This is a genomic window from Peribacillus sp. FSL P2-0133 (assembly GCF_037975445.1).
In the GTDB taxonomy this organism is placed as follows: domain Bacteria; phylum Bacillota; class Bacilli; order Bacillales; family DSM-1321; genus Peribacillus; species Peribacillus simplex_E.
On sequence record NZ_CP150254.1, the window covers coordinates 5,136,777 to 5,162,572 of the forward strand.

Here is a 25,796-nt window from a genome sequence, read left to right on the forward strand (position 1 = left end):
TTTATAATTCAATTAAATCATCTGAATCGCATCATGGTGTTTCATTTTTGAAATTTAATTCCCCAAATTTGAGACAAGTATCTGGCGTTTTAGAATAAGGTTGTTTGTTCATGTTAGAAATGGCAGGATATTTTTATAATAGTAATCGTTGTTGGTTTAATTTCCGGGTTAAACGTAACAGGAATTCACGAAGGATATTAAGGAAGGGTTTAGAGAAGTCTCGTTTGGTGCTATGCTAGTAGGTCGGGGTGGTTTCATTTCATAAAAAATATTTTAATTCCACACATTACCATCTATCCTATTTATAAGAAAGTCAACATTTCTTCCATACTCATGAATTCCACCTCTTCTGGTTATAGTAAAGAAGAAAATATCAGAGGAGGTACATTCCATGAAAAGTTCAAAGGAATTTGTTGAAAGCATTCAAGAGCAGCAGAAAAAGGAAGAAGGCAATTTCCGCCGTCAAGGCAACGGGAATCCCGCTCAGAAATTACCTAATAAAAAACATTAATGAGGCCCATCTTCAAAAGATCCCAGCCTTAACATAGGGCTGGGATTCTTTTCACTCCGATGTACTATTTTTCTTCTTCATCTCTTCAATTTCTTTTGAGAATGTGTCTTCTATCTCTTTTTTATTTCCATATAAAAAGAGGTTATCGCCCAATTTGATTTTATACTCATATAACTCTTTCCTGATTTTCACTTCTCCGCTTTCAATAAATAAGATATTGATGTCCGCTCCCTGTGATATGACATCAAAGGCTTTGACATCTATGAATTCTGATTCCTCATAAATATCGATTTCCATGACCACGTCTTCATCTTCTAAAAAGAGGACCTCCTCTATCGGGTGTTCCCATAATTCATAATGATTGTACATTTCACTTTTCATCTTATTCGATATTCTATTATGCAGGAATGGAGATTTCACTAATACGACTAGAACCACCAGTATTCCTATAATGATGCTTAACTCCATCAAGCGCAGATCATCCGTAAGCAATGTACTGATCGATGAAATGATGACAGCAAGTGAGAAAGCACCAAATAAAATTAAAAACATGCTTATTTTCCTTCGAACGGGATGATCAATGATGGATTTTGACTCGTCAGTTGTAAAACCAGTACCCGTCAGCATGGAGATAACCTGAAATCTGGCCACTGTGCTTTTTAATCCAGTCAATTTCAGCAAGGTAACCGATATTTCAATAACAAGAACGATGATTATAAAATAAAGCAACATAAAAAGTAAATTCATCAAAACGATCACTTCCTCATTTAGGATTTACCCTAATCCCGCCAAAAGAATCGCATTCGTTCTTTCAAATTTCCACCAATATATTCACTTACTTCAAATAACTTCCATTACAAAAAAAAACGCAGTAAGATCCATTGAATCCTATTGCGCTTTTTACTAATATTCTAATCAAATGCATTTGCCCGTTTTAAATGACGAGTGGGGGAACTTCGTTTCTCATATGGTCTTCAGCAGCAGTTTTTTTAACAGCGGTGTAAATTGCTCTGGCAATTCAGCTACACTCGGAATCATTAGGCGCTCTTTTCCATAGATGTTTTTCATCGTCAGTTCTTCACTTTCCTCGATGCCTCCATCCGCTAAAAACAGGCCGATGACTTCTATGCCCTTTTTCCTGGCTTCCGAAACAGCAAGATGTGTATCGACAATGCCATTTTGATCATAATCGCTTGCTGCCGGCTCACCATCGGAAAACACGAGCAAGAACCGGTTCTTTTCCCGCCTTTTTTCCAATTCCATTGCGGCAACCCTGATACTGTATCCGTCCCTGTTGTCTTCCTCTGGTTCAAGCTGCATGATTTTAGCTCCTGAGTTTAGATAAAGAGAATCGGAATGGGACTGGATCACATGGAAGTAGTTCGGCTGATATCCTTCTCTCACTTCATTTGCATCTTCCCAAAATCCAACGATTGAGTGGGGGATCTTTAATTTTTTCAGTACTTCATGAAACAGGACGACCCCTCGTTTCGTTTCATCCATTTTGTTATGCATGGAAGCGGAGCAATCGATCAGCAATGTGAATACGGCATCCATTTCATTTGAATCCTGGTTCTTTTTATAAAAGACCCGAGGATTTTCTTCAAAAACAAGCGGCAGTAATTTCTTCGATAAGCGGCCAAAAACCAAATCTTTTCTTGGTGCGTTCTTTTTATTTTCCAGTGTCTTTTCAATTGTACTGGAGAGTTTTCTCTTGAACGGTTCGATATCCGCAACAAATTCACGGTAGCGTTTCTCTTCCGTAAGTGTTGGTATTTTCGCTTCCTTAATTACCTGAACGACGTCTTTGTTTTCTTCACCAAATGGATGTTCACCACTTTTGCCCATATTCGTTTGTTTCTTCTCCAGCGTTTCCTGCTGATTGTATTCCTTTTGTTTACTTTCCCCTGATGAACCCTGGATGGAAGCCAGTGCTTGGTCGGCATCTTCCGCTTCCCGTGCACCTCCGCCCATCAGACTTGTTTTCGTTCCCTGCTCCAATTCAAATTGAAGAAAAGTCGAATTACTCTCGCCGTTCTTATTCTCCCGGTGCCATGTCGAGAATTTTTCATCAATGAACTCACTTTTTTCTTCATCTGCATCTTCTGTATCATCGTTCAACAGTTCATCATTTCTAGTCAGTTCATCAAATAAGGTATTTGCCTTATACTTTTCCACATTTGCAATGGGAAAGATGAAATATTCATTCATCGTATCTTCGTATCCATCGTTCACACGGAAAACGATTTGCTCACAAATCCTCGTGATGTCACTGGTTTTAGTGGCTTCAAAGACAGAATGGATGAACGGCTTGAGTTTCTCCAGTTCTTCCAGCTGCCTTACATTGGCTCTTGGGAAAATCGGGTCCGGCCTGTCAGATTGAAGCAGTAAATATATGAGGCAGTATAATTCATCCAGTGCAAAACTTCTTGTGACATTCGTCGTCAATTGGCTTTCGAAATATTGTTTAAGGTAAGCCCCTCTTACCGAAAACCATTTTTTCGTGCCTGGCCTTTCCTTCTTCACCAATTCTTCCAATCGCAAGTCTTCCAGTAAAGCGAATAATTGGGCTGCAAACTTCGGAAGCGAACTTTCCCCGATGATATCCTGGTACTCCTTCATGCTCTGGATTGTTGAATGATGCAGCGTACCTATCGTCCTAAGGAGCACGTCCGTTTTCAGTCCCGCTTCCTTCACTTCCTTATTGCCATTTTCCCAAAAATGGCTGGCTGTGACCTTATTCTCGATAAGATCAATGAAGGAACCATAATTGTATTCGAATTCCAGCTCAGGAATGCCGGATAAAACAGTCGAGAGATCCTGCAGCTGTAAAAAAAGAGCCGTATCTATTATTGAATCATTGAAACGGATATACTTCATGAGGCATTCTCCTAGTTAGAATAATGTGTCAGCCAAGTTCTTCACAAACTCACGCTCCCGTTCCTCGTCCAACTTATCCACTATGGAACGAAGAATCGCCCGTTTCGGCGGGATCAACACACTCAGATCGCAAGCATCAAGCAAAGCCCTGATCGATGCCGCATCTTCAGCCACCTTCCCTTGATTCACGGCATTTATCAAATCACTCGACAGTTTAACGAACAATTCAATGCTTCTTGGATCCTTCAACTTTGTATTGGTTTCTATCAATTGCTTTAACTGCTCCCCTTCGATATAAGGAACTTCAATTACGACAAACCTATTTTTTAGCGCTTCATTCAGCGGCACTGTACCGACATACCCTTCGTTGATTGCAGCAATCACATTAAAGCCATCTTTTGCCTTTATGACTTCATTCGTGAACGGATTCGTTATCGTCCTTCTGTAATCAAGCACACCATTGATAAGCGGCAGAGTTTCCGGTTTTGCCATGTTGATTTCATCTATATATAGGAAGTGACCGTGATTCATCGAATTGGTCACTGGTCCAGGTACGAATTCTATCACTTGTTTTTCCTCTTTATAAGCCAATGTCTTGAAGCCCAATAAGCTTTCGGCATCCAAGTCGACTGAGCAGTTGACACTGAACATCGGCTGGTTGAATAAATTCGATAATGTCTCGGCAAACTTTGTCTTTCCAGCCCCTGTCGGACCCTTCAAAAGGATATTCTTCCCCATGCTTAAGGCCGTGATGGCATCCACCATCAGCTCCATCTCGGGAGGCAGATATCCGCCGCTCCTGATCAATTCCTCGAATTGAGCAGGATTTTTTTTGCTTGCTTGTAATATATTTGCGATTTCTATTGGTAATCGATTGATCATTGTGTTCCTACACCCCTTTCTGAACATTTTAAGGCTCTTTCCCATTAAAAACAAACACTAAGAAAAGGAGCTGCATCAAGACAGCTCCCAGACTGCAGGCAAACTAGAAGAAAAGCTAGTTTGCCTGCAGTTTTTTATTTAAAAGACGTTCCAGCTTAATTTCAGAAATCCGCTCCCTTTCCGCCGACTGTCTGCCAAGCCTCGTCAAAGCAAGCGCCTGTGGGGTCTCGGCTAACCAGTTATTCGGCAAGAGTGTCGCAAATTACTTCAATCCAATAAGGGTTATAAAATAATAAAAAAACAAAAGTGTAACCTTGTCTTAATCAAGGTTCGAGATGAAACCAGACTACAGTTTTTTTAAAAAACAATCCAGTTGATTGAAGCGGGTGTTCGAGACTCCTGCGGGAAAAGCGCGTCCAAGGGAGACCCCACAGGCGCAAAGAGCGCCGAGGAGGCTCCCGGACCTCCCGCGGAAAGCGAGTGCCTGGAGGCAACGTTATTCGAAGTTCATTCTGATGACCCTTAATAGGCTTCCTTAGGGTCACCTTTCATTAGGTATATCATATAGCCCAATACACCGCCGATGATGGCTGGAATCACCCATCCTACCCCTACACTATATAGTGGAAGGTATTGAGTGAAAAGGTCCGAAACAGATTCCATTTTAATGCCTGATGCCACTATTCCATCCATTATGCTGATGATGGCCGTTAATAATAAGCTTCCTAAATACACCTCCGATTTCCCTTTAAAAAAGGAATGGAAGAATGTTAGAACAATCAAAACGATCGCTACGGGATAAAGAGCCGTTAACACAGGCACTGTAATGGAAATGAGCTTGGTCAAACCTACATTGGCAACAGCCGCACTAAAAACAGAAAAGATGACAACATATGATTTATACGATACAGCAGGCAGTATTTTATTGAAATACGTAGCACAAGCCGTTATCAAACCGATGCTTGTCGTTAGACATGCAGCGATCACAATCAACCCTAACAACACAGCACCAGCCGATCCGAAGAAATGATTCGAGGCTTGAGCCAAAACGTCTCCTCCATTACCCAGCTGACCGAGCTTTTCCACACTTGTTGCCCCGACATAAGTTATAGACGCATAAACGATCACCAACAAAGTGGCAGCTATTAAGCCGGCTTTCATACAAAATCCTAACACTTCTTTTCTTGATGTTACCCCTTTATCTTTGATTGCGTTGATGACTATGATCCCAAATGCAAATCCGGCCAGCGTATCCATAGTCAAATATCCTTCTTTGAATCCCTTGAAGAAAGAATTATCTGAATAATCAGCCGCTGGTGACTGGATTTCACCCATTGGGTTAATGATGGCGACCACAATGAGGATCCCGATGAAAATCAATAATAATGGTGTTAATATTTTCCCGACGATATCCAGCATTTTTGATGGATTGATGGATAATAAACAGGCAATTCCAAAGTATATGATCGTGAATATCAGCAATGGTAAAAAGCCGACATCATTAGAAAGGAAAGGTTTAATCCCTATTTCATAGGATACACTCCCCGTTCTAGGAAGTGCGAAAAGCGGTCCCAAAGACAAATAAAGAACGACTGTGAAGATGATGCCGAATAACGGGTGTGCCCTGCTTGCAAGCGATTGAACATCATTTTTTCCCGAAAAACCAAATGCCAATATTGTAATGAATGGCAAACCCACCCCAGTAATGATGAATCCTAAACTGGCCGACCATAAATTAGTCCCCGCGGATTGCCCGAGCATGGCAGGAAAAATTAAGTTTCCTGCACCAAAAAATAAAGCAAAAAGCATTAACCCTGTTACAATGATAAAAGAAAGTGGTGCTTTCTGTGTCATATAGAGCCCTCCATTGTGTTGATTATCTTAACGAAGAAAAGAGTTGTCCATCAATTTTCCGTAAAAAAAGTGACAAGAACTGCGAACGTATTCTACCTATCTGTTAAAATGTACCTTTATGAAACTATCAATCATCCATAACTCTCCTTACTATAAAATCAGGCAGAAAGTTTGTCAAAGCTATTTCATTAATTATTCGGAAAAATCTTTCTTTTCTTACTTCTTTTTAAGAAAATGAGCGAGGCATTCAGATTCAACGGAAAAATTGAGTAAAAAGTACTGCAATTTATTTTGCGGAAAAAATATTTTAATATTCAGATATTCATTAAAACTATCTAAAAAACAAGAAAATAGGAGGAATTAACATGAATACTGAAAAAGAAAAAATGGTGAGCGGGGAACCTTACATGGCCGCTGATCCGGAATTAGTAAGAGATAGGGAAAATGCCAGAAAGTTGACCCGGTTATACAACCAGACAACGGAAAGCGAAGGGGATGAACGAACTGCCCTGCTGAAACAGCTTTTAGGTTCCACTGGGCTAAATGTATATATTGAACCCACTTTCCGTTGTGACTATGGATACAACATTTCTGTCGGGGAAAACTTTTATGCTAATTTCGATTGTGTCATTTTGGATGTTTGTGAAGTGAAAATTGGCAGGGACTGCATGTTGGCTCCCGGAGTGCATATCTATACAGCCACACATCCGCTGGATCCCTTTGAACGCAGTTCTGGAGTGGAATACGGAAAACCGGTTACGATCGGGGATCATGTATGGATTGGCGGAGGGGCCATCATCAATCCTGGCGTAACTATAGGGAATCATTCCGTTGTCGCTTCAGGGGCAGTCGTAACAAAGGATGTTCCTGAAGGCGTCGTTGTCGGCGGAAACCCAGCGAAGGTCATCAAGCATATTGAAGGAATTAAATAAGGCAGGGCTCACTCCCCCTGAGTGACCCTGCCTCCTTTTTTTCGTTAAATTTTCCTTAATGCTTCCGCGATTGCAGTATCACCAGAGATTAAATCAAATGAACGCTTGTAGGTATTTTCTTCAGTTAAAGAAGCAAAAATCGTTCGAGCCACATCTTCACGGGCAATCGAACCTCTTTCCAATTCTTCGGCGGCGGCCACTTTGCCCGTCCCCGGTTCATTCACCAGACCGCCTGGCCTAATGATGGAATAATTTAAATCGCTTTGTAACAACGCCCTATCCGCATAATGCTTGGCCACATAATACGGTTTGATGGCTTCATTCCAGTTTTCGCGATTATTGGCCTGAAAAGCACTCACCATGATGAATCGGTTGATTCCCAAGTTTTCTGCCGCTTCGATCGTTTTAACAGCACCATCCAAATCAATCAACAGTGTTTGATCAGCACCAGTGCTTCCTCCGGATCCTGCTGTAAACACGATGGCATCGCAGCCTTTTGCCGCATTCGTAATCTCTTCCACCGATCCGGTTAAGCTCACGACGACAGATTCAATTCCATTTTTCTCTAAATGCCTACTTTGTTCTTCTTTACGAACCATTGCCCGTACACTATGTTCCGGGCTATCTTTTAATAAATCTACAAGATATTTACCGATCTGCCCATTTGCCCCAACTACGAATACTTTCATAAAGGTCAGCTCCCATAATGGTTAGTTTGGTTTCCATTCAAATTATTTCATGGACTCAGAACATTATCAAACAATCAGCCCGCCGAGTCATCTTTAACATTGGAAATAGTTTGGCAACCACCCTTATATATTTTATAATAAGAACAATACGTGTTCTTCAGGGACACAACGGGGAGGTGTAAAGATGGCAATAAGAATGTTAATGCCACCTTCTGCAGCATCTCATGCAAAGCCTAGTATTGGAGGCGATACTTTGCATGGGGTTGAATTAAGCTAAACTTAATCGCCCGCCTTATCATTTCTAATATTCGGCTTTGCACCTTATTTCATTCTTAAAAAAGAATAAGGGGCTGGCAGAAATGAAATATGTAAAAGCGACGGCCGTTTTGCCTGAAAAGCTGATCGTTGAAATTCAAAAGTATGTGCAAGGTGAAACCATATATATCCCTAAACCTGAAAAGGCCCATCACAAATGGGGAACCCGTTCGGGATCAAGGGAATTGATCGATGACCGAAATGCATCTATAAAATATGCATTCAAAGACGGTCATACCATCCATCAATTAGCAGAGGAATATTTTCTCTCCGCGGAAACCATCAAGAAAATCGTTTATTCCAAATAGGATTGCATGAGTAGCACTGATAATGATATCAGTGCTATTTGTATGCCGAGTATGTTTCTTAGTCGTTTTCCCCCTTTTAATGAGGATGCATTTTCTGTAAAGTAAATAAAAACGTAATATGTATCGCAGCAACAGAAACAGGAGTGAAGAAAATGGAACCTTTTATCAGGAGCGTGCAGTATAACTTCATAAAATCCCAAACACAGATTCTCATAAATGGACACGCGACGGCCAACGATAAGGATGTAATCAACACCCTGAAGACAGTCGCCAAAGAACGAGTATTAAGCTTATTCAGTGCCTTGAGCGAAGAGCAAAAACAACTGCTGGATCCAGTAGATACCATTAAAGATCCCGCACAAGCCGAAGTCTTTCTCTTACAGGTAAAGCCATTTGTAATCCCATTTAAAGAAGTAACCGAAAAAACGATAAAAAAATTATTTCCTAAAGCAAAGAAATTAAAAGCCCCTTTGTTGGAAAACATTGATTTGAGAGAGATTTCATACTTGGGATGGGATGATGTCGGTTCCGGAAAGAAATTCATCATTGCACCCCATCATAATAAACTCACCGGATTGCATGGAACCATTAAACCTGCCAACAAAAAAGGGATCTGTGCCATATGCAGCCGCTTTGAAGAAGTAGGGATGTTCATGTCTGAAACAAAAGGAACCGTCCAAGGGACATTCATAAAAAAAGGTAATTATATTTGTCTGGACAGTATGAAATGCAACCAGAACGTAACGACTTTGGATAAAATGACCGACCTAATCGAGCGGCTGAAATAATTAGGAAAAGCAATCCTTCAATGGCGAAGGATTGCTTTTTTGTTTTTGTCAAGCACCGAAGCCGTCAGTTAAAAAAATTCTCATTTTGTCCTGCTTATGGAATTCAAGTATAATTGAAGCGATACATGAAAGAAGGAATGATATATTGAAAAGCAAAATGAATCAGTTGTTTGAAGACAAAAAAAACGTTCATGTGCTGTATTCCTATAATGAAATGGAAAATTATATTAAACAAGTTTTGAATTTTATCCAAGAGGGCATCGCAGCGGGAGATTATGTCATTCTTATTGAAAATGACCGTATTTACCCCATCATTCATAAAGAACTGAGCACTCGGTATACGAAAGATCAAATGGAGTTCATTCACTTTGTGAACAACTTCGATTTCTATTGTTCAAGCGGCAGTTATCATCCTCCTGCAATCGAAGAATACTTTAATAAAACGGTACAGCCCTATGTGGAAAATAAAATCTCTTTCCGATCATGGGCACATGTTGAATGGGCAACCATGGAAGAACCGCTGCATATCATAGAGGATTTTGAGAGAACAGTAGATGAAGCTGTAAACCTGCTGTCGTTTCCATTAATTTGTGCGTACAAAGGTGAGAGGATGCCAGACTACCTGAAAACCATATTGTTGGAAACACATCCTTATGTTCTAAAAGACGATGATATCATCATCTGTGAACAATACTTGCCATCTAGTTTGAAATAATAAACAACACGCTTATGAATTCTCCTAAGCGTGTTGTTTTCCGTTGCATTTATCATGAATCCCTCGTGTATTTATACGGCAGCAGTTCACCGATTTTCGTCTTTACCGTTTCCCCATTAACATTCAGTATGACAAAGCACTCTTTTGCATAATCTGAGATTAATTCCCGACACATCCCACACGGGCTAACCACTTTTAAAGCTCTGTCTTCATCATCGGAATAGGGATGCTTAACCGCCACGATGGTATCGAATCCCTTTTCCCCGTCCGATATCGCCTTGCCGATCGCAATGGCTTCTGCACATACGGTAACCCGGCCAATATATGCTTCAATATGTACGGCAGCAACGGTTTTTCCTGAACTCGTTTTTAATGCAGCGCCAACATGATGCCTATTTTCCTCGTAAAGATCCCTAATTTTTGCACTTGCAGCTTCTATTAAATCACGATCCGACTCGTTCAATGGATAAGTTTTGATGATTGGACCTCCTTCTCTTCTAATATATTCATTCAGGGATTTTTTTTAACGCTTCTAAAGCCAATAAGCGGAAATAAGAAGCAGCTGGAAAAAGTGCCGTTTCATCTACTATAAACTTAGGATGATGCAGGTCATATGGACCGCCCGACCCTATCATTACAAAAGCACCTGGTATTTTTTCTTGGTAAAAAGCGAAGTCTTCCCCTATTGAGCTAGCTTCCAAGGTTTTTGTCGTGTAACCTGCTGAGTCTCCAACCTGAAGCGCCAAATCTGCCCATTCAGGCGTATTATCAACTGATGGCGGGCCAGGATGCCATGATAGTTCAACATTTGCATCGAAAGTTTCACCTATACCGTGCAGGACTTGTTTCATACGTTTCTGGATGAATTCTCGTTGAGTTTTACTGAAGGTGCGGACGGTTCCTTCCAAATATGCACTATCCGGGATAACATTCCACGTTGAACCGCTATGAATTTGAGTGATGCTCAAAACCGCGGACTCTTTTGGTGCCACATTGCGGCTGATGATGGTTTGCAACGTTGAGATAATATGTCCTGTTATGATAATAGGATCATTTCCCTCTTCCGGTTTGGCCGCGTGTGAGCCAGTTGCTTTAACATGCACTTCAAAGCGATCGACTCCCGCTGTCAGTGCGCCATGTTTTGTCCCTAACTCCCCAACTTGCAATGTCGGATCATTATGAAGGCCAAAAATCACATCCACATCTTCCAGCACACCGGTTTCCATTAAAGCACTTGCTCCATGTCCCGTTTCCTCCGCAGGTTGAAAAATCAAGCGAATCGTTCCGGAAAGATCTCTTTCTTCTTTTTTTAATAAAAAAGCAGTCCCCAAAATGACGGAAGTGTGAAAATCATGACCACATGCATGCATCACGCCGATGTGCCTTGAAGGAAAATCCACCTCAGATTGCTCTAAAATTGGTAAAGCATCAATATCGGAGCGAAGTGCTATCGTAGGACCCGGCTTACTCCCTTTTATCTCAGCTACGACACCAGTTTTCAATGGGAAATCAAGTATCTTAATATCTTGAGATTGAAGCGCTTCTTTAATTTTTTTAGTCGTTTCAAATTCTTGGTTTGATAATTCAGGTGTCATATGAAGATCGCGTCTGAATTCCAATAAATAATTTTCCAATTCTACATTGCTTATGGTCAACGGTTGTCCATCTCCTTAAAAATCCGAATAGTAAAGAACGAAAGCTAATAGCCAAGGAATATCAAGTGAAACAGCTATCAAATAAGCTATTTGATAAACGTGTAAAGAACGAGTTCTAATTTAGGTCGCATCCTGAGCATCATAACAATGAATTCCCGGAAATGATAAGTGTGTATATTCCGAATATTTAACATTGACAATTTATTATATAAGATGCTACCATTTGATTTAATTTCTATATTATATTAACGTATCAATCCAAAAAAGGATTCAATTTCTATAGTAGAAAACAAGTAAGGATATATATAGTCGGAAGGAACCCTCTTCTAAACTGGAAGGGGTTTTATTTCAGCATTAATTCATAGTAAACCAGTAAGGATATTTATATTATAAATCCCCTGCGTTTAAAAGTGAAGACATAAAGGAGCAATTGACGCATGAAAAAGAAAACAGTAAAGCTTGGTGTATTTTTGGCCGGAACAGGACATCACGTTGCTTCCTGGAGACATCCTAACGCCAATCCGAAAGCTAATATGAGCATCGATTATTTTAAAGGGTTGGCCCAGACTGCCGAAAAAGGTTTATTTGATTTATTATTTTTGGCAGATAGTTTGTCAGTTGCAAAGGACTCGCATCCTAATATTCTGACTCGATTCGAGCCATTGACCTTGTTATCTTATCTAGCCTCGGCGACTTCCAATATTGGTTTGGTTTCAACGGCCTCCACCACTTACGAAGAACCCTTTAATGTGGCTAGGAAATTTGCTTCTTTAGACCATATTACCTCCGGCCGCGCTGGCTGGAACGTAGTCACAACGTCCCTTGCCTCTACTGCAGTAAACTTCAATAAATCAGAACATTTAGAACATGGTCTCCGTTATAAAAGGGCGACTGAATTTGTTGAAGTTACCAAGAAATTGTGGGACTCATGGGAAGACGATACATTGGTCATCGATAAAGAAACAGGCCAATTCATTGATGAAAGCAAGTTTCATGAAATCAATCATCAAGGTGAGTTTTTCAATGTAAAAGGACCATTAAATATTTCCCGCTCCCCTCAGGGGCATCCGGTCATTGTACAAGCAGGCTCTTCTGGCGCTGGGCAATTGCTTGCAGCAAAGCACGCAGAGATTGTCTTTACTGCCCAGGAGAACAAGGAGGACGCGATCTCATTTTACCATGAGTTAAAAGGTCAATTGGCCGCTTTTAATCGGGAGAAAAGCAGCTTGAGCATCATGCCAGGTTTGTTCCCGATTGTGGGACAGACCGAGAAGGAAGCCCAAGAAAAGTACGAGGCATTGCAGGAGCTGATCATTCCCGAAATAGGATTGGCTGTTATGGGAAGGTATTTTGGAAATGTGGATTTTTCGAACATCCCTTTGGATACTCCGTTTGCTGATATTTCGCTACCAGAACATGTAGATGGCATCCAAAGTAAATATGATTTGATCGTTAAACGGGCGATCAATGAAAATTTGACGTTACGTCAGACATATCAGTGGGTTGCCGGATCACGTGGACATCATATAGCAATTGGAACACCAACGCAGATTGCGGATAAGATTGAAGATTGGGTGAATGGAGATGCGGCTGACGGCTTTAATATCATGCCAGCCCTCTTGCCTGATTCTTTAACGGATTTTGTAGAACTTGTTGTCCCTGAACTGCAATCGAAAGGAATTTTCCGTACTAAATATGAAAGTAACACATTACGAGGGAACCTTGGCCTGGATAAACCGGCCAACCAATATTCCCATAAGCTTTAAACACCTTACACCTGGCTGATCTCATAGACAGAATCACCGAACCGAAGAGGAATTAACTAGATAGAGTATAGGAGGCGCAAGATGAGTCAAATATTTCGTGAAGTACGTGTAGAAGATGTGGATAAATTCCTCCAATTAACATTGGATGCTTATGCGAGTATAAGAGAGTTGGATATTCACTTCTCTGCGGCAACCGCCACGAGAGAGGAAGCGATTAAGCATATATCAGAAAATCAGGTATATGTTCTGGAGGAAAATGGGACATTTATTTCGACCGTTTCGATTCGGTTACCTTGGGGCCCTAATCCTGGCCCGCTCGTATTGCCACACATAGGCTGGTTCGCTACAAACCCTGCATATAAGCGTCAAGGCATAGGGAAAAAAGTTCTGTCATGGCTCGAAGAAGAAATTTTGAAGAAGCAATTGAGAGCCCCCGCGGTTACGCTCGGAACCGCGGATAATCATCCATGGCTAAAGGAAATGTACGAAAAAAGTGGATTTGAAGAGATCGGGCAAAAAGATTTAGGCAAAGGTCATCTCACAATATATTTAAGGAAAATCTTGCATCCGGGACAATATCAAGCTTGGACTGAAAAACATAATCAAACCATTTAATAATAGGAGGAAAATAACGATGAAAAAAATTCTTTCCCTTGGAATCTCTTTACTTTTCATATTAGTACTTGCGGCATGTGGCAATTCAAAACAAGAGAATGCTGCCAATGATTCCGAACAAAAAACAATTAAAGTGGGGTCCACTGGCCAAAGCTATCCAAATGGTTATCAAGAGGATGGTAAATTAATAGGTTTTGACGTAGAACTTACAGAACTCATCGCCAAGAATTTAGGTTACAAGGTAGAGTGGGTCACTTCTGATTTCAGTGGGATAATGGGGCAATTGGGATCAGGTAAATTGGACACCGTTGCGAATGCCGTTGCTATAACACCAGAACGCCAAGAGCAATTTAATTTTACAGAGCCATATAGCTATTATGGTGCACAAATTGTATCAAGCACAAAAAACGATGATATTAAAAGTTTGGCTGATCTTAAAGGCAAAACCGTTTCCGGTGTGCTGGGGTCTAATAACGTCACAAACCTAGAAAAGTATGATAAAAATGGCGATATCAAAATACGAACCTATGAAACCCGGGATGGCGCGATGCAAGATGCCATTAACAACCGTGTAGATGGATATATCAATTCCCGCCCAATCCTGGTTGCAGAAATAAAGAAAAATGATCTTCCGTTAAAGCTAGTCGGTGATCCAGTGGCCTATGAAAATGTAGGGTATCCATTTACCAAAACAGAAAAAGGCAAAAAATTAAATGATGAATTCACGACAGAAATCAAAAAACTTAAAGAAGATGGTACATTAGCGAAGCTGTCCAATAAATATTTTGGTGAAGACATCACCAAGAATTCCGGCGAATAAGCATAGCGGAGGTTTTAAAGCATTATGAATTTTGATTTACAATATATGTTGGAAATTTCCCTGCAAATCGCAAAATTTATTCCAATCACTCTGGTTTTAGCCATCATTTCGATGGCTTTAGCCATTATTATCGGACTTGTAGTAGCCTTAATAAGAAATAGCAATATTTTTGGAATCACACAATTGGCAGGCTTATATATCTCTTTATTCCGAGGAATGCCAACATTGGTACAATTATTCATCATTTATTACGGTTTACCACAGTTATTCCCGTCGTTGTCAACGATGGAAGCAATGACGGCGGCAATCATTGGATTTAGTTTGAAAGAATCCTCTTATTTAGCAGAAATTTTCCGAGCTGGATTGAATTCCGTGGACAAAGGGCAGATGGAAGCGGGCCTTGCAACTGGCATGAAAAGAGTGCAGATTTACTCGCGAATCATATTACCACAAGCTGCTTTAAATGCATTGCCAGCAACGGGGAATACATTTATATCTTTGATTAAAGAAACGTCCCTTGCCTTTACATTAGGAATTACGGAACTATTTGCAGAGGGAAAAATTATTGCATCCGCTAACATGCGCTTTTTCGAGACGTATTTGGTGGTTGGCTTGATTTACTGGCTATTGGTTATTCTTTATTCTTGGATACAAAAATACCTGGAAATTTGGCTCAGCAAACCACTTAGAAGGTGATCATATGATAAAAGTAAGAAACTTATCTAAATATTTTGATGATAAACAAGTATTGAACGATATTGACTTGGATATAAGAACCGGGGAAGTTGTCGCCATTATTGGCCCTTCAGGTTCTGGAAAATCAACGTTATTACGCTGTCTGAACTTGTTGGAAAAGCCCAACAGCGGCACCATCGAAATCAAGGATGTAAAATTGGATACCCAAAAATATAAAGAGAAAGACGCGTACCAATTAAGACAGCAAACAGCGATGGTATTTCAACACTATAACCTTTTTAAAAATAAAACGGCCTTAAAAAACGTGATTGAAGCTTTGCTTGTCAGCAAAAAGGTGAAAAAAGAGGAAGCCATTCAAATCGGCGTGGATTTATTGAAACGGGTTGGCTTGGAAAAACAAGCCAAACAATACCCCGCTACCTTATCTGGCGGACAACAGCAACGTGTCAGTATCGCTAGAGCATTAGCTGTAAAACCACATGCCATTTTATTCGATGAACCTACCTCCGCTCTAGATCCCGAATTGGTTAATGAGGTTTTACAAGTAATACGGGAATTAGCGAAAGAGGATACCACAATGGTGATCGTGACGCACGAAATGCAATTTGCGAAGGAAGTTGCTGACCACGTCATATTCATGGCAGACGGACATATTATCGAACAAGGCACCCCAGAACAAGTGATTGAGCATTCTCTTAATCCGCGAACTCAGCGTTTTTTACGGCAAATGGGAGACGAAAAGGACGGATCTGCCAGGCAAAAAAGGAAGTGAAGTGCATGAACACGGAAAGGTTATCTGAAATGATTTATCATTCCAATCCGTTGGTAAATGAAGTAGTATTACAGGCTGCAATCGAAGGACTTCTTGATTATCTTGCTGTTTCCTATCAAACGAAATCCGAAAAGGAAATTACGATTTTAAAGCAAATCATTTTGGAAGAAGGCGGAAATGGGACAAGTTACTTGATTGGAAGTCACATACATGCAACAAGATCCCAGGCCGCACTCTTCAATGGCTTTCAAGCTCATTTACTAGATTATGATGATGTACATTCAGATGTACGAGGTCATCCAAGCGCAGTCATTTTGTCTGCTTTGTTAGCAGTTGGAGAACCTGAAATGACCGGGAAACGTTTTTTAGCTGCCTATGTGGTTGGTGTGGAAATCATGGCTCGGTTCGGAGAAGCAATGAACCCATATCATTATACAAAAGGTTGGCATAATACAGCTACACTTGGCGTAATAGCTGCAGCTGGTGCGGTTGCGTATTTACGGGAATACTCACCACGCTTAATAGCTGAAACCATGAGTCTTGCCGCTACCCAATCGGCGGGTTTACGACTCCAATTTGGCACTGTAGTAAAGCCGCTCCATGTAGGGATTGCTGCTAAAAACGCTGTGGATTCCGCAGATTGGATTCGGATGGGTTTACATAGCAACCCCGACTTTTTGAATGATAAGAATGGATTCTTTGAGGTATATGCAGAAAATGGAGTTCCCGATTTGACGGAAGATTGGGGAAAGACATGGCGGATCGTAACACCAGGATTATGGTTTAAACAGTACCCTTTTTGTTCTGCTGCGACACATGGCGCTGATGCAGCTGTCTTTTTACATAAGACGTACGATTTGTCGGAAGAAGATATTGAATCGGTGAGTGTTTGCTTTCCTCCAAATGGTGATTCCGCTTTGATTCACCATAACCCTTCCACCGGTGAAGAAGGAAGATTTTCGATTGAGTATATTGTATGGCTCGCGCTTACAGGCAAACCCCTGACCTTTGCTTCTTTTGAATCGAAACCTATTCCCCATTCATGGAGAAAATCTTTTCAAAAAGTAAATAGGGAGACGGATGCAAAGATCAAGCCTTCCAAAGCAGCACTCCCAGTGGGACGATTTACAATTGTGACCGTGACCACAACGAGTGGGGATGTACTATCGAAACGAATCGATACACCTAAAGGAAGTCCTGGAAACCCATTAACAAAACCCCAGCTAATAGAAAAATTGCATAAAGCCATAGGAGATGAAGTAGAGACAGAGAAAATAATAGCAGCTGTCCATGCACTGAATCACACATCACTTGGCGTTCTTCAAGAAGCTGACTATAGAAGCTGACTGAAAGTAAATTAGGCGAACAGTATTTATATACTGCTCGCCTAATTTGTATACCATCAATACGGTATTTTTACACGTGGGTTTTGGCGTTTTACTCGTGAATTTCGGCGCTTTACTCGTGAAAGTTGTGCACTTTCTTGTGAGTTTCGGCCATTTACTCGTGAGTTTTGACGTTTTACTCGTGAGTTGTGCACCTACTTGTTAATTTCGGCGTTTTACTCGTGAGTTGGGGCGTTTTACTCGTGAGTTTCGGCGCTTTACTCGTGAGTTTCGACCATTTACTCGTGAGTTGTGCATTTACTCGTGAGTTTCGGCGTTTTACTCGTGAGTTTTGACCATTTACTCGTGAGTTTCGGTGTTTTACTCGTGAGTTTTGACCATTTACTCGTGAATTCCATATTTCCCACCATAAAAAAAGAAGCACCATATGGCACTTCTTTTTTTTCTATTAAGGCAATACCGTTGCGCCCATCAAGTAGCGGTCCACTTCTCGCGCTACTTCACGGCCTTCATTGATTGCCCAAACGATGAGGCTTTGCCCTCTCCTTGCATCTCCGGCAGCGAAAACCCCTTCGACATTCGTTTTGTATTCGCCATGGACGGCATCAATTTTTTGATTTACTGTTTCTACGCCAAATTGAGTTAATAGCGGCATTTCGGTTCCTTCAAAACCGATTGCGATGAAAACGAATTGTGCAGGCCATACTTTTTCAGTTCCTGGAACTTCCCTGAAAATGTACATTCCGTCTTCACCTTTGATTTTTTCCATTGAGATTGTGTGCAGTTCTTTAACGTTGCCATTTTCATCGGCTACGATTTTTTTTGTTTGGATTGAATATTGACGCGGATCTGCACCGAATTTCGCTTCCGCTTCTTCATACGCATAATCAAGGGAAAATACATTCGGGTAGGCTGGCCACATATTATCAGATGTACGGGCCGTCGGAAGGATTGGATGCTTCCCGAATTGTACGACGCTCTTACATTCCTGGCGAAGGGCAGTTGCTACACAGTCAGCTCCTGTATCCCCGCCGCCGATGACGATGACGTCCTTCCCCTTAGTGTCTATAAACTTGCCGTCTTCAAAATTGGAGTCCAACAGGCTTTTAGTCGAAGTCGTCAAGTAATCCATTGCAAGGTGAATGCCTGATGCCTCGCGTCCTTCAATTACCAGGTCACGCTGCTTTTGGGCACCTGTGCAAAGGATGACTGCGTCATATTGATCTTGCAGTTCTTCGGCAGTTATATCTTTGCCTACTTCTGTATTGGTAATGAAATCGATGCCTTCCTGGGTCAATAATTTAATTCGGCGTGCAACGACATCTTTTTCAAGTTTCATGTTCGGGATGCCGTATGTCAACAGCCCGCCTGCACGGTCTGAGCGTTCATAAACCGTGACCGAATGACCTGCTTGATTCAACTGGTCGGCACTCGCCAATCCTGCCGGGCCTGAACCGATGATGGCAATTTTCTTGCCGGTCCTGCTTTCAGGGATGCGAGGCGTGATCCAGCCATTTTCAAATCCTTTGTCGATGATGCTCCGTTCAATGTTCTTGATGGTAACGGCAGGATCGCTTATCGCTACCGTACAAGACCCTTCACAAGGGGCCGGGCAGACGCGCCCGGTGAATTCAGGGAAATTATTCGTTTTCGATAAACGTTCCAATGCTTCTTTCCATCTGCCGCGGTACACCAAATCATTCCACTCCGGGATCAGATTATGAATCGGGCAGCCTGTTGTGACCCGGTTCAATTCCATGCCCATATGGCAGAAAGGGGTGGCGCAGTCCATACACCGCGCTCCCTGTGTACTTAACTTTTCATCAGAGAAAGGAGCTGTATATTCTCTCCAATCGCTTAAACGAGTGAGAGGATTCCGGTCTTTTGGTTTTTCTCGCGGGTAATCCATAAATCCTGTTGCTTTTCCCATCTTTCTCTCCCCTTCCTTACTGCATCACAGCTTGTTTAGTGATTTTTTTATCTTGAACGGCATTTGCTTGAAATGCACTCATGATCGCTTCTTCATCCGTTAGCCCTGCACGCTTCTGCTCATTGATGCTTTCGATCATCCGTTTGTAATCTTTCGGAATGACTTTTACGAATTTCTTAGCGAAATCCGCCCAGTTCTCCAGAACATACGATGCTTTGGCACTTTCTGTATAATGAACGTGGTTGTAAAGCATTTCTTTTACCTCGTTTGCATCATCCATATCATCAAGCGTCTCGAATTCTATCATTTCACCATTGCATAATGCCTTGAATTTTTTTGCATCATCAGCAAGTACATAAGCGATGCCGCCTGACATGCCTGCCGCAAAGTTTTTGCCGACGTCGCCCAGAATGACCACGCGTCCGCCTGTCATATACTCACAGCCATGGTCTCCAATTCCTTCAACGACGACGTTGACTCCACTGTTCCGTACTGCAAATCGTTCTCCCGCACGGCCATTAATGTAGGCCTCGCCGCTTGTTCCGCCATATAAGGCGATATTTCCGGCAATTACATTGTCCCCAGCCTCAATCTGATTGCCAGCAGGTGCCGTGACAATGATCTTTCCGCCAGATAAGCCTTTCCCAACATAGTCATTGACATCACCTGTCAAATACATCGACATCCCTTTAGGAATGAACGCACCGAAGCTCTGGCCCGCCGATCCCGTAAAACGAAGTGTGATCGTATCTTCAGGCAACCCTTCTTCCCCATAGCGTTTGGATACTTCACTGCCGACAATCGTTCCGACCACACGATTCACGTTTGTAATCGGGAAGCTGACATCCACCTGGGTTTGATCATTCAAGGCAGGCTCCACAACCGGTAAAATCTCACGGATATCCAGGGATTCATCAATTTTATGATTTTGAGGAAGTTGATACGTGCGTATCCCCTCCGGTTGGAAAAGAAGTGTCGTCAAGTCCAGATGCTTCGCTTTCCAATGGTTTTGTGCCCGCTCGCTCACTTGTAAAACATCAGTGCGGCCGACCATTTCTTCCAGTGTTCTAAATCCAAGCTCAGCCATCGTTTCCCGCACTTCCTCAGCGATGAAGCGCATGAAATTCACGACATGATCCGGATCTCCTGTGAATTTGCTGCGAAGCTCAGGGTTTTGAGTAGCTACCCCGACTGGACATGTATCCAAATGGCAAGCACGCATCATGACACAGCCAAGAACCACTAGCGGTGCTGTAGCAAAGCCGAATTCTTCCGCTCCAAGGATAGCTGCCATGACCACATCGCGTCCCGTCATTAGCTTTCCATCCGTTTCAAGGACTACACGGCTGCGCAGGCCATTCAGCATCAATGTTTGGTGTGCTTCGGCAAGGCCCAGCTCCCAAGGAAGACCTGTATGTTTGATACTCGTTTTTGGTGATGCCCCCGTACCGCCATCATACCCGCTGATAACGATGACATCCGCGGCACCTTTGGCGACACCGGCTGCAATCGTGCCTACGCCTGCTTTTGACACAAGCTTGACGCTGATCCTGGCATCACGGTTCGCATTTTTCAAATCATGGATCAGCTGTGCCAGATCTTCAATCGAATAGATATCATGATGCGGAGGCGGTGAAATCAGGCCAACACCTGGTGTGGAACCACGGACCTCTGCGACCCAAGGATATACTTTGTTCCCTGGCAGCTGGCCTCCTTCACCCGGCTTTGCACCTTGCGCCATTTTGATTTGAAGTTCATCGGCATTAACAAGGTAGTGGCTTTTCACTCCAAAACGACCGGATGCAATTTGTTTAATTCCGCTGCGGCGGTCATCGCCGTTTTCATCCAGTTGGTAACGGCTAGGGTGCTCCCCGCCTTCACCGCTATTGCTTTTTCCGCCTAAACGGTTCATCGCAATCGCTAATGTTTCATGTGCTTCCTGACTCAATGAACCGAATGACATCGCGCCCGTTTTGAATCGGCTGACGATGGATTCCACGGATTCCACTTCATCTATGGAAATGCTTTGGCGTTTTTGATCGAACGAGAATAAATTCCTTAAAAACCCGAGTCTCTCTTCATTCGCCAAGTTTGAATATTGCTTAAATAAATTATAGTCGCCTTTCCGGCAGGCCCATTGCAGTGTATGGATCGTTTTAGGATTGAAAGCATGATGTTCCCCTGTTTTTCTCCATTGAAAATCACTTCCGCTTTCAAGAGTTTGGTCAAGTGAATCGACTGCAGCTTTCCTATGGCGAATCAACGCTTCATCTGCGATCGTTTCCAAATCGATCCCGCTAAGCTGCGATGCCGTACCGCTGAAATAGCGTTCGATCACTTCAGCACCGATTCCGACCGCTTCGAAAATTTGTGCGCCGCGATAACTTTGAATCGTTGAAATCCCCATTTTCGACATCACTTTTACAATACCTTCTGTCAACGAGCGTACATATTTCCTTACTGTTTCTTCGTAGCTGATGGACAAACTGCCTTCCAATACCGCCTGCTTATATGTTTCATAAGCAAGGTACGGGTAAATCGCATCCACTCCATACCCGATCAGGGACGCATAATGATGGACTTCCCTTGCTTCCCCCGATTCAACGATAATGCTCACTTTCGTACGGTTCCCATGACGGATCAGCTCTTGATGAAGGGCACTCGCAGCCAGCAGGGAAGGAATCGCAGCTTTTTCTTTGCTCATATCCTTGTCAGATAATATCAAAAGGCTGACACCATCAGCGATCGCTTGTTCCGCTTCACTGCAGATGCGATCGAGTTCGCTCTCTAAATCTTCTGAAAATAAAGTGTGAATGACTTTGCTCCTGAATTCAGGATAGGCATTTTCTTTCAACTGCTGCATTTGACCTGGCGTCAAAACAGGTGAATCCAATTGAATGCGGCGGCTGTTCGTTTCATCCGGATTTAGCAAATCTCCTTCCGCACCCAGAAATGTCATCGTTGACGTGACGATCTGTTCACGAAGCGAATCGATTGGCGGGTTGGTTACCTGTGCAAAGGATTGCTTGAAATAGTTGAATAGCGATTGCGGGCGATCTGATAAGACCGCTAATGGAATGTCATTCCCCATGCTGCCAAGTGGATCTTTGCCTTCGATAATGACCGGCAGTAGATATTTTTGGACATCTTCATACGTGTATCCGAACGCTTTTTGCCTGAATAACAAATCACTCAACAGCTCCCCTTCGAGCACAGGTTCTTCGTCACGCAATTGAACAAGCTGTTCGTCCAGCCATTGCTGGTATGGATTTTCCTGAGCCATTTCCGACTTGATCTCTTCATCGGAAACAATACGGCCTTCCTCTAAATCTATTAAAAGCATTCTGCCTGGGCTTAAACGATCTTTATATAATACATTCTCCGGCTCCACATCGATCACGCCGACTTCGGATGAGAAAATGATGTAATCATCTTTTGTCACATAATACCTTGCCGGCCTTAAACCATTTCGATCAAGGATGGCACCGATTTGCTTGCCATTCGTAAAGGATATGGCCGTCGGACCATCCCATGGCTCCATGAGCATGCTATGATATTCGTAAAATGCCTTCTTTTCCTTCGTCATATGCGGATTCTCCGTCCACGGTTCAGGAATGAGCATCATCGCCGCATGTGCCGGTTTACGGCCGGCAAGCACGAAGAATTCAAGTGCATTATCAAGAATCGAGGAATCACTGCCGTCTATATCCAGAATAGGCAGGACCTTTTGCAGGTCATCCCCGAATGCTTCCGATACAAACTGCTGCTCACGCGCTTTCATCCAATTCACATTACCTCTAAGCGTATTGATTTCGCCATTATGGATCAGATAACGGTTTGGATGTGCCCGTTCCCAACTAGGAAAAGTATTCGTGCTGAAGCGGGAATGCACTAAAGCGAAAGCCGAAACGAAAGACTCTTGTTGAAGGTCAAGATAAAAAGCATCCACCTGCTCTGGCGTCAATAATCCTTTGTATACGATCGTAGCACTTGAAAGGCTGGCAAAATAAAAACGATTGCCGCGTTCACGAGCCCAGTTTTCAGCTTGTTTTCTGATAATGAACAATTTACGCTCAAAAGCTAAATCATCTGTCATCCCAACGCTTGCCCCGATGAATACTTGGCGGATCGTCGGACATGTCTCCTTGCCGACCTCCCCGATTTTCGTTGCATCAACCGGAACCGTTCTCCAACCTAATAGCGTTTGGCCCTCCTGTTCGATAAATGCATTCAAACGAGTTTCGATTTCATTCCGTTCATCATCATTGTTAGAGAAAAAGAGCATGCCTACACCATAGCGTCCTTTTGCCGGCAAGTTCATTTCCGGGCATGCCAGCCTGAAATATTCATCAGGAATCTGCACCATTAATCCTGCGCCATCTCCTGTAAGGGGATCGCTGCCTTGTCCGCCGCGATGATCTAATTGGCACAGCATATTCAGTCCTTGTTTGACGATGTCATGTGTAGCAAGCCCTTTTAAATGAGCATATAAACCGATCCCACATGCATCATGTTCAAATTCAGGATGGTAGAGCCCTTGTGCTTTTGGTATTTGATTGTATGTCATATTAATCGCCCCCATCGTATTCTTACACCGTTATGTCACTTACATTTATTCTAGGTTTTCAAATCGATATAAACAATATATAATTCTAGTAGAATCTATCTCACTTTGAGATGAATGCCAGGAGGATGAATAAATGGAACTACGACAATTACGTTATTTTGTTGAAGTCGCCGAGAGGGAACACGTCTCTGAGGCCGCAGAGCACCTGCATATTGCACAATCAGCAATCAGCCGGCAAATCTCCAGACTGGAAGATGAGCTTGGCGTTCTGTTGTTCGAGAAAATCGGCCGTAATATCCAGCTAACTCCAATTGGTAAAATTTTCTTGATTCATGCAAAAACGGCGATACAGGCGATAGAATATGCCAAATATCAAATTGATGAGTTTTTGGACCCTGAACACGGAAGCATTAAAATCGGGTTCCCGACAAGCCTTTCCACCCATTTACTCCCTACCGTCATATCCGCTTTTAAAGATGAGCAGCCGAATATCGGCTTCCATTTAAGACAGGGATCTTATTCCTCTTTAAAGGAAGCTGTCAAAAATCGCGAAATCGGATTAGCCTTCCTTGGACCTATCCCGACAAACGATCCAGATATCGAAGGTCATATCCTGTTCACGGAAAATATTTCCGCTTTACTGCCGATAACGCACCCATTGGCCGAAAGGAAAAGTCTGCGTCTAAGTGACTTGCGAAATGATCCCTTCGTCTTGTTTCCAAAAGGATACATCTTTCATACTATCGCTCTCGAAGCATGCAAAGCGGCCGGTTTCGCACCGAACATCGCCTCGGAAGGTGAAGACATGGATTCCATAAAAGGGCTCGTATCTGCCGGAATCGGAGTCAGTCTGCTCCCTGACAGTACCTTTTATGAAGTCATTCCAAGACTGACTGTCAAAATCCCGATCGATACACCCGAAGTCAAACGGACTGTCGGCATCATCACTCCCAAAAACAGGGACTTGGCACCATCAGAAAAACTTTTTTACCAATTTGCCAAGAAGTTCTTCTCTGTTCTCGAGCAATATCAATAAAACATGACGATCCTTCTAAACTGTGAAGGTAGATGGGGCAACTTATCTATAGCCCACTGTTCGAATAACGTATCAATTATTCGTTCAGGAGGAATATACATGAAACCCACCCATTCACATCTTGCTTGGCATGAAACACTCGAGCTTCATGAATTGGTCGCCGCCCAGTCCAATGCTCTTATGAAGTTCAAAAAAGCTTATCCGAAAATAAAAGACCCCATTTAAAAAACGATATATAGGCAAACGATCGATTCCCTTACCCAAAACATCATGGAGTTGCTGCTTTACCCATTGACGCCTAAGACGGGCAAGGATGACGATGTAACAAGGGATGACGCATCGGCCGTTGCTGCCGGGGAATTGCTTGGCTTTGCCAAATCATCCATCAAAAATTATGCAGGTGCCATTACTGAAACAGCCACCCCTTCCCTTCGAAAAGTATTTAAGAAACATTTATATGGAGCCATCGATACCCATGCCAAGATATTCCACTACCTTTATGAACGAAACCTCTATCCTGCATACGACTTGAACCAATTGCTTCAAAATGACGTCGATGATGCCAATAAAGCTCTTTCACAACCATTCTAAATGCAACAAAAAGGCAAGCATATCGATTGCTTGCCTTTTTGCCGCGTTCCGATTCCGTTTTTTATTATAATGTTATAATATATAAGAATTGGTTTTAATTAGGCAAATAGTATTCAAGAGGTGAAAAT

At 42.4% G+C, this 25,796-nt stretch carries 21 protein-coding genes and 1 pseudogene; 13 read left to right on the top strand and 9 right to left on the bottom strand.

What is annotated here, in order from left to right; translation table 11 throughout:
- Window positions 1-391: 391 nt before the first annotated feature.
- A complete protein-coding gene (locus tag MKY17_RS24735) occupies window positions 392-511 on the top strand; it encodes a DUF4023 family protein (protein ID WP_061465287.1) in 120 nt (39 codons plus the stop codon).
- 51 nt (window positions 512-562) lie between these two features.
- On the opposite strand, the gene MKY17_RS24740 is transcribed toward MKY17_RS24735, so the two are convergent.
- From MKY17_RS24740 to brnQ, 4 genes are all read right to left on the bottom strand, one after another.
- Entirely contained in the window at window positions 563-1,258 is a 696-nt protein-coding gene (locus MKY17_RS24740) for a hypothetical protein (RefSeq protein ID WP_098369284.1), read from the bottom strand.
- A 216-nt stretch (window positions 1,259-1,474) separates the two neighbouring features.
- Entirely contained in the window at window positions 1,475-3,391 is a 1,917-nt protein-coding gene (locus tag MKY17_RS24745) for a VWA domain-containing protein (RefSeq protein ID WP_098369283.1), read from the bottom strand.
- A 15-nt stretch (window positions 3,392-3,406) separates the two neighbouring features.
- Window positions 3,407-4,273, bottom strand: a complete 867-nt coding sequence (locus MKY17_RS24750) for a MoxR family ATPase (RefSeq protein WP_098369282.1) — start codon at window positions 4,271-4,273, stop codon at window positions 3,407-3,409.
- Window positions 4,274-4,795: 522 nt separating this feature from the next.
- A complete protein-coding gene (gene brnQ, locus MKY17_RS24755) occupies window positions 4,796-6,127 on the bottom strand; it encodes a branched-chain amino acid transport system II carrier protein (RefSeq protein ID WP_339201016.1) in 1,332 nt (443 codons plus the stop codon).
- A gap of 365 nt (window positions 6,128-6,492) precedes the next feature.
- Between brnQ and MKY17_RS24760 the strand changes: the two genes are divergently transcribed.
- The gene (locus MKY17_RS24760) at window positions 6,493-7,059 is read left to right on the top strand and encodes a sugar O-acetyltransferase (RefSeq protein WP_098369280.1); all 567 of its coding nucleotides are present in this window, start codon (window positions 6,493-6,495) and stop codon (window positions 7,057-7,059) included.
- A gap of 44 nt (window positions 7,060-7,103) precedes the next feature.
- Here MKY17_RS24760 and MKY17_RS24765 read toward each other — a convergent pair whose 3' ends face one another.
- Complete coding sequence (locus tag MKY17_RS24765) at window positions 7,104-7,748, bottom strand: SDR family oxidoreductase (protein WP_098369279.1); 645 nt, start codon at window positions 7,746-7,748, stop codon at window positions 7,104-7,106.
- Window positions 7,749-8,107: 359 nt separating this feature from the next.
- Between MKY17_RS24765 and MKY17_RS24770 the strand changes: the two genes are divergently transcribed.
- The 3 genes from MKY17_RS24770 to MKY17_RS24780 all read left to right on the top strand — a co-directional run bounded on the left by MKY17_RS24770 (window position 8,108) and on the right by MKY17_RS24780 (window position 9,874).
- Window positions 8,108-8,371: a CD3324 family protein gene (locus tag MKY17_RS24770; RefSeq protein ID WP_076370080.1), complete on the top strand. Its 264-nt coding sequence runs from the start codon at window positions 8,108-8,110 to the stop codon at window positions 8,369-8,371.
- Between the two features lie 152 nt (window positions 8,372-8,523).
- The gene (locus MKY17_RS24775; protein WP_098369278.1) at window positions 8,524-9,159 is read left to right on the top strand and encodes a FusB/FusC family EF-G-binding protein; all 636 of its coding nucleotides are present in this window, start codon (window positions 8,524-8,526) and stop codon (window positions 9,157-9,159) included.
- Window positions 9,160-9,304: 145 nt separating this feature from the next.
- Complete coding sequence (locus MKY17_RS24780) at window positions 9,305-9,874, top strand: MEDS domain-containing protein (protein ID WP_098369277.1); 570 nt, start codon at window positions 9,305-9,307, stop codon at window positions 9,872-9,874.
- Between the two features lie 52 nt (window positions 9,875-9,926).
- Here MKY17_RS24780 and MKY17_RS24785 read toward each other — a convergent pair whose 3' ends face one another.
- On the bottom strand, window positions 9,927-10,355 hold the full coding sequence (locus MKY17_RS24785) for a cytidine deaminase (protein ID WP_179890955.1): 429 nt from the start codon (window positions 10,353-10,355) through the stop codon (window positions 9,927-9,929).
- Window positions 10,356-10,380: 25 nt separating this feature from the next.
- Complete coding sequence (locus MKY17_RS24790) at window positions 10,381-11,523, bottom strand: amidohydrolase (protein ID WP_221413576.1); 1,143 nt, start codon at window positions 11,521-11,523, stop codon at window positions 10,381-10,383.
- Between the two features lie 443 nt (window positions 11,524-11,966).
- Between MKY17_RS24790 and MKY17_RS24795 the strand changes: the two genes are divergently transcribed.
- The 6 genes from MKY17_RS24795 (at window position 11,967) to MKY17_RS24820 (ending at window position 17,544) form a co-directional block, all read left to right on the top strand.
- Window positions 11,967-13,295 (top strand): LLM class flavin-dependent oxidoreductase, encoded by a 1,329-nt coding sequence (locus MKY17_RS24795; protein ID WP_098369275.1) that lies wholly within the window; start codon window positions 11,967-11,969, stop codon window positions 13,293-13,295.
- An 81-nt stretch (window positions 13,296-13,376) separates the two neighbouring features.
- Window positions 13,377-13,910: a GNAT family N-acetyltransferase gene (locus MKY17_RS24800; RefSeq protein WP_098369274.1), complete on the top strand. Its 534-nt coding sequence runs from the start codon at window positions 13,377-13,379 to the stop codon at window positions 13,908-13,910.
- Window positions 13,911-13,929: 19 nt separating this feature from the next.
- A complete protein-coding gene (locus MKY17_RS24805; RefSeq protein ID WP_098369273.1) occupies window positions 13,930-14,730 on the top strand; it encodes an amino acid ABC transporter substrate-binding protein in 801 nt (266 codons plus the stop codon).
- A gap of 24 nt (window positions 14,731-14,754) precedes the next feature.
- The gene (locus MKY17_RS24810) at window positions 14,755-15,426 is read left to right on the top strand and encodes an amino acid ABC transporter permease (protein WP_057279163.1); all 672 of its coding nucleotides are present in this window, start codon (window positions 14,755-14,757) and stop codon (window positions 15,424-15,426) included.
- Between the two features lie 4 nt (window positions 15,427-15,430).
- Entirely contained in the window at window positions 15,431-16,198 is a 768-nt protein-coding gene (locus tag MKY17_RS24815) for an amino acid ABC transporter ATP-binding protein (protein WP_098369272.1), read from the top strand.
- 5 nt (window positions 16,199-16,203) lie between these two features.
- Window positions 16,204-17,544: an MmgE/PrpD family protein gene (locus MKY17_RS24820; RefSeq protein ID WP_098369271.1), complete on the top strand. Its 1,341-nt coding sequence runs from the start codon at window positions 16,204-16,206 to the stop codon at window positions 17,542-17,544.
- Window positions 17,545-17,992: 448 nt separating this feature from the next.
- On the opposite strand, the gene MKY17_RS24825 is transcribed toward MKY17_RS24820, so the two are convergent.
- Together MKY17_RS24825 and gltB are read right to left on the bottom strand one after the other, a co-directional pair.
- Window positions 17,993-19,474, bottom strand: a complete 1,482-nt coding sequence (locus tag MKY17_RS24825) for a glutamate synthase subunit beta (protein ID WP_098369270.1) — start codon at window positions 19,472-19,474, stop codon at window positions 17,993-17,995.
- A 16-nt stretch (window positions 19,475-19,490) separates the two neighbouring features.
- A complete protein-coding gene (gene gltB, locus MKY17_RS24830; RefSeq protein ID WP_098369269.1) occupies window positions 19,491-24,041 on the bottom strand; it encodes a glutamate synthase large subunit in 4,551 nt (1,516 codons plus the stop codon).
- A gap of 133 nt (window positions 24,042-24,174) precedes the next feature.
- Here gltB and MKY17_RS24835 point away from each other — a divergent pair, with 133 nt between their 5' ends.
- Together MKY17_RS24835 and MKY17_RS24840 are read left to right on the top strand one after the other, a co-directional pair.
- The gene (locus MKY17_RS24835; protein WP_098369268.1) at window positions 24,175-25,077 is read left to right on the top strand and encodes a LysR family transcriptional regulator; all 903 of its coding nucleotides are present in this window, start codon (window positions 24,175-24,177) and stop codon (window positions 25,075-25,077) included.
- A 99-nt stretch (window positions 25,078-25,176) separates the two neighbouring features.
- Window positions 25,177-25,668: pseudogene (locus MKY17_RS24840) on the top strand (spore coat protein).
- Window positions 25,669-25,796 lie beyond the last annotated feature (128 nt).

Bases quoted from the DNA above. Each gene is read 5' to 3' on its own strand.
- MKY17_RS24750 (WP_098369282.1), bottom strand. From the start codon at position 4,273: ATGATCAATCGATTACCAATAGAAATCGCAAATATATTACAAGCAAGC.
- brnQ (WP_339201016.1), bottom strand. From the start codon at position 6,127: ATGACACAGAAAGCACCACTTTCTTTTATCATTGTAACAGGGTTAATG.
- MKY17_RS24805 (WP_098369273.1), top strand. From the start codon at position 13,930: ATGAAAAAAATTCTTTCCCTTGGAATCTCTTTACTTTTCATATTAGTA.
- MKY17_RS24775 (WP_098369278.1), top strand. From the start codon at position 8,524: ATGGAACCTTTTATCAGGAGCGTGCAGTATAACTTCATAAAATCCCAA.
- MKY17_RS24815 (WP_098369272.1), top strand. From the start codon at position 15,431: ATGATAAAAGTAAGAAACTTATCTAAATATTTTGATGATAAACAAGTA.
- MKY17_RS24835 (WP_098369268.1), top strand. From the start codon at position 24,175: ATGGAACTACGACAATTACGTTATTTTGTTGAAGTCGCCGAGAGGGAA.
- MKY17_RS24825 (WP_098369270.1), bottom strand. From the start codon at position 19,474: ATGGGAAAAGCAACAGGATTTATGGATTACCCGCGAGAAAAACCAAAA.
- MKY17_RS24745 (WP_098369283.1), bottom strand. From the start codon at position 3,391: ATGAAGTATATCCGTTTCAATGATTCAATAATAGATACGGCTCTTTTT.
- MKY17_RS24800 (WP_098369274.1), top strand. From the start codon at position 13,377: ATGAGTCAAATATTTCGTGAAGTACGTGTAGAAGATGTGGATAAATTC.
- MKY17_RS24795 (WP_098369275.1), top strand. From the start codon at position 11,967: ATGAAAAAGAAAACAGTAAAGCTTGGTGTATTTTTGGCCGGAACAGGA.
- MKY17_RS24810 (WP_057279163.1), top strand. From the start codon at position 14,755: ATGAATTTTGATTTACAATATATGTTGGAAATTTCCCTGCAAATCGCA.
- MKY17_RS24820 (WP_098369271.1), top strand. From the start codon at position 16,204: ATGAACACGGAAAGGTTATCTGAAATGATTTATCATTCCAATCCGTTG.
- gltB (WP_098369269.1), bottom strand. From the start codon at position 24,041: ATGACATACAATCAAATACCAAAAGCACAAGGGCTCTACCATCCTGAA.
- MKY17_RS24740 (WP_098369284.1), bottom strand. From the start codon at position 1,258: ATGAATTTACTTTTTATGTTGCTTTATTTTATAATCATCGTTCTTGTT.
- MKY17_RS24735 (WP_061465287.1), top strand. From the start codon at position 392: ATGAAAAGTTCAAAGGAATTTGTTGAAAGCATTCAAGAGCAGCAGAAA.
- MKY17_RS24765 (WP_098369279.1), bottom strand. From the start codon at position 7,748: ATGAAAGTATTCGTAGTTGGGGCAAATGGGCAGATCGGTAAATATCTT.
- MKY17_RS24770 (WP_076370080.1), top strand. From the start codon at position 8,108: ATGAAATATGTAAAAGCGACGGCCGTTTTGCCTGAAAAGCTGATCGTT.
- MKY17_RS24760 (WP_098369280.1), top strand. From the start codon at position 6,493: ATGAATACTGAAAAAGAAAAAATGGTGAGCGGGGAACCTTACATGGCC.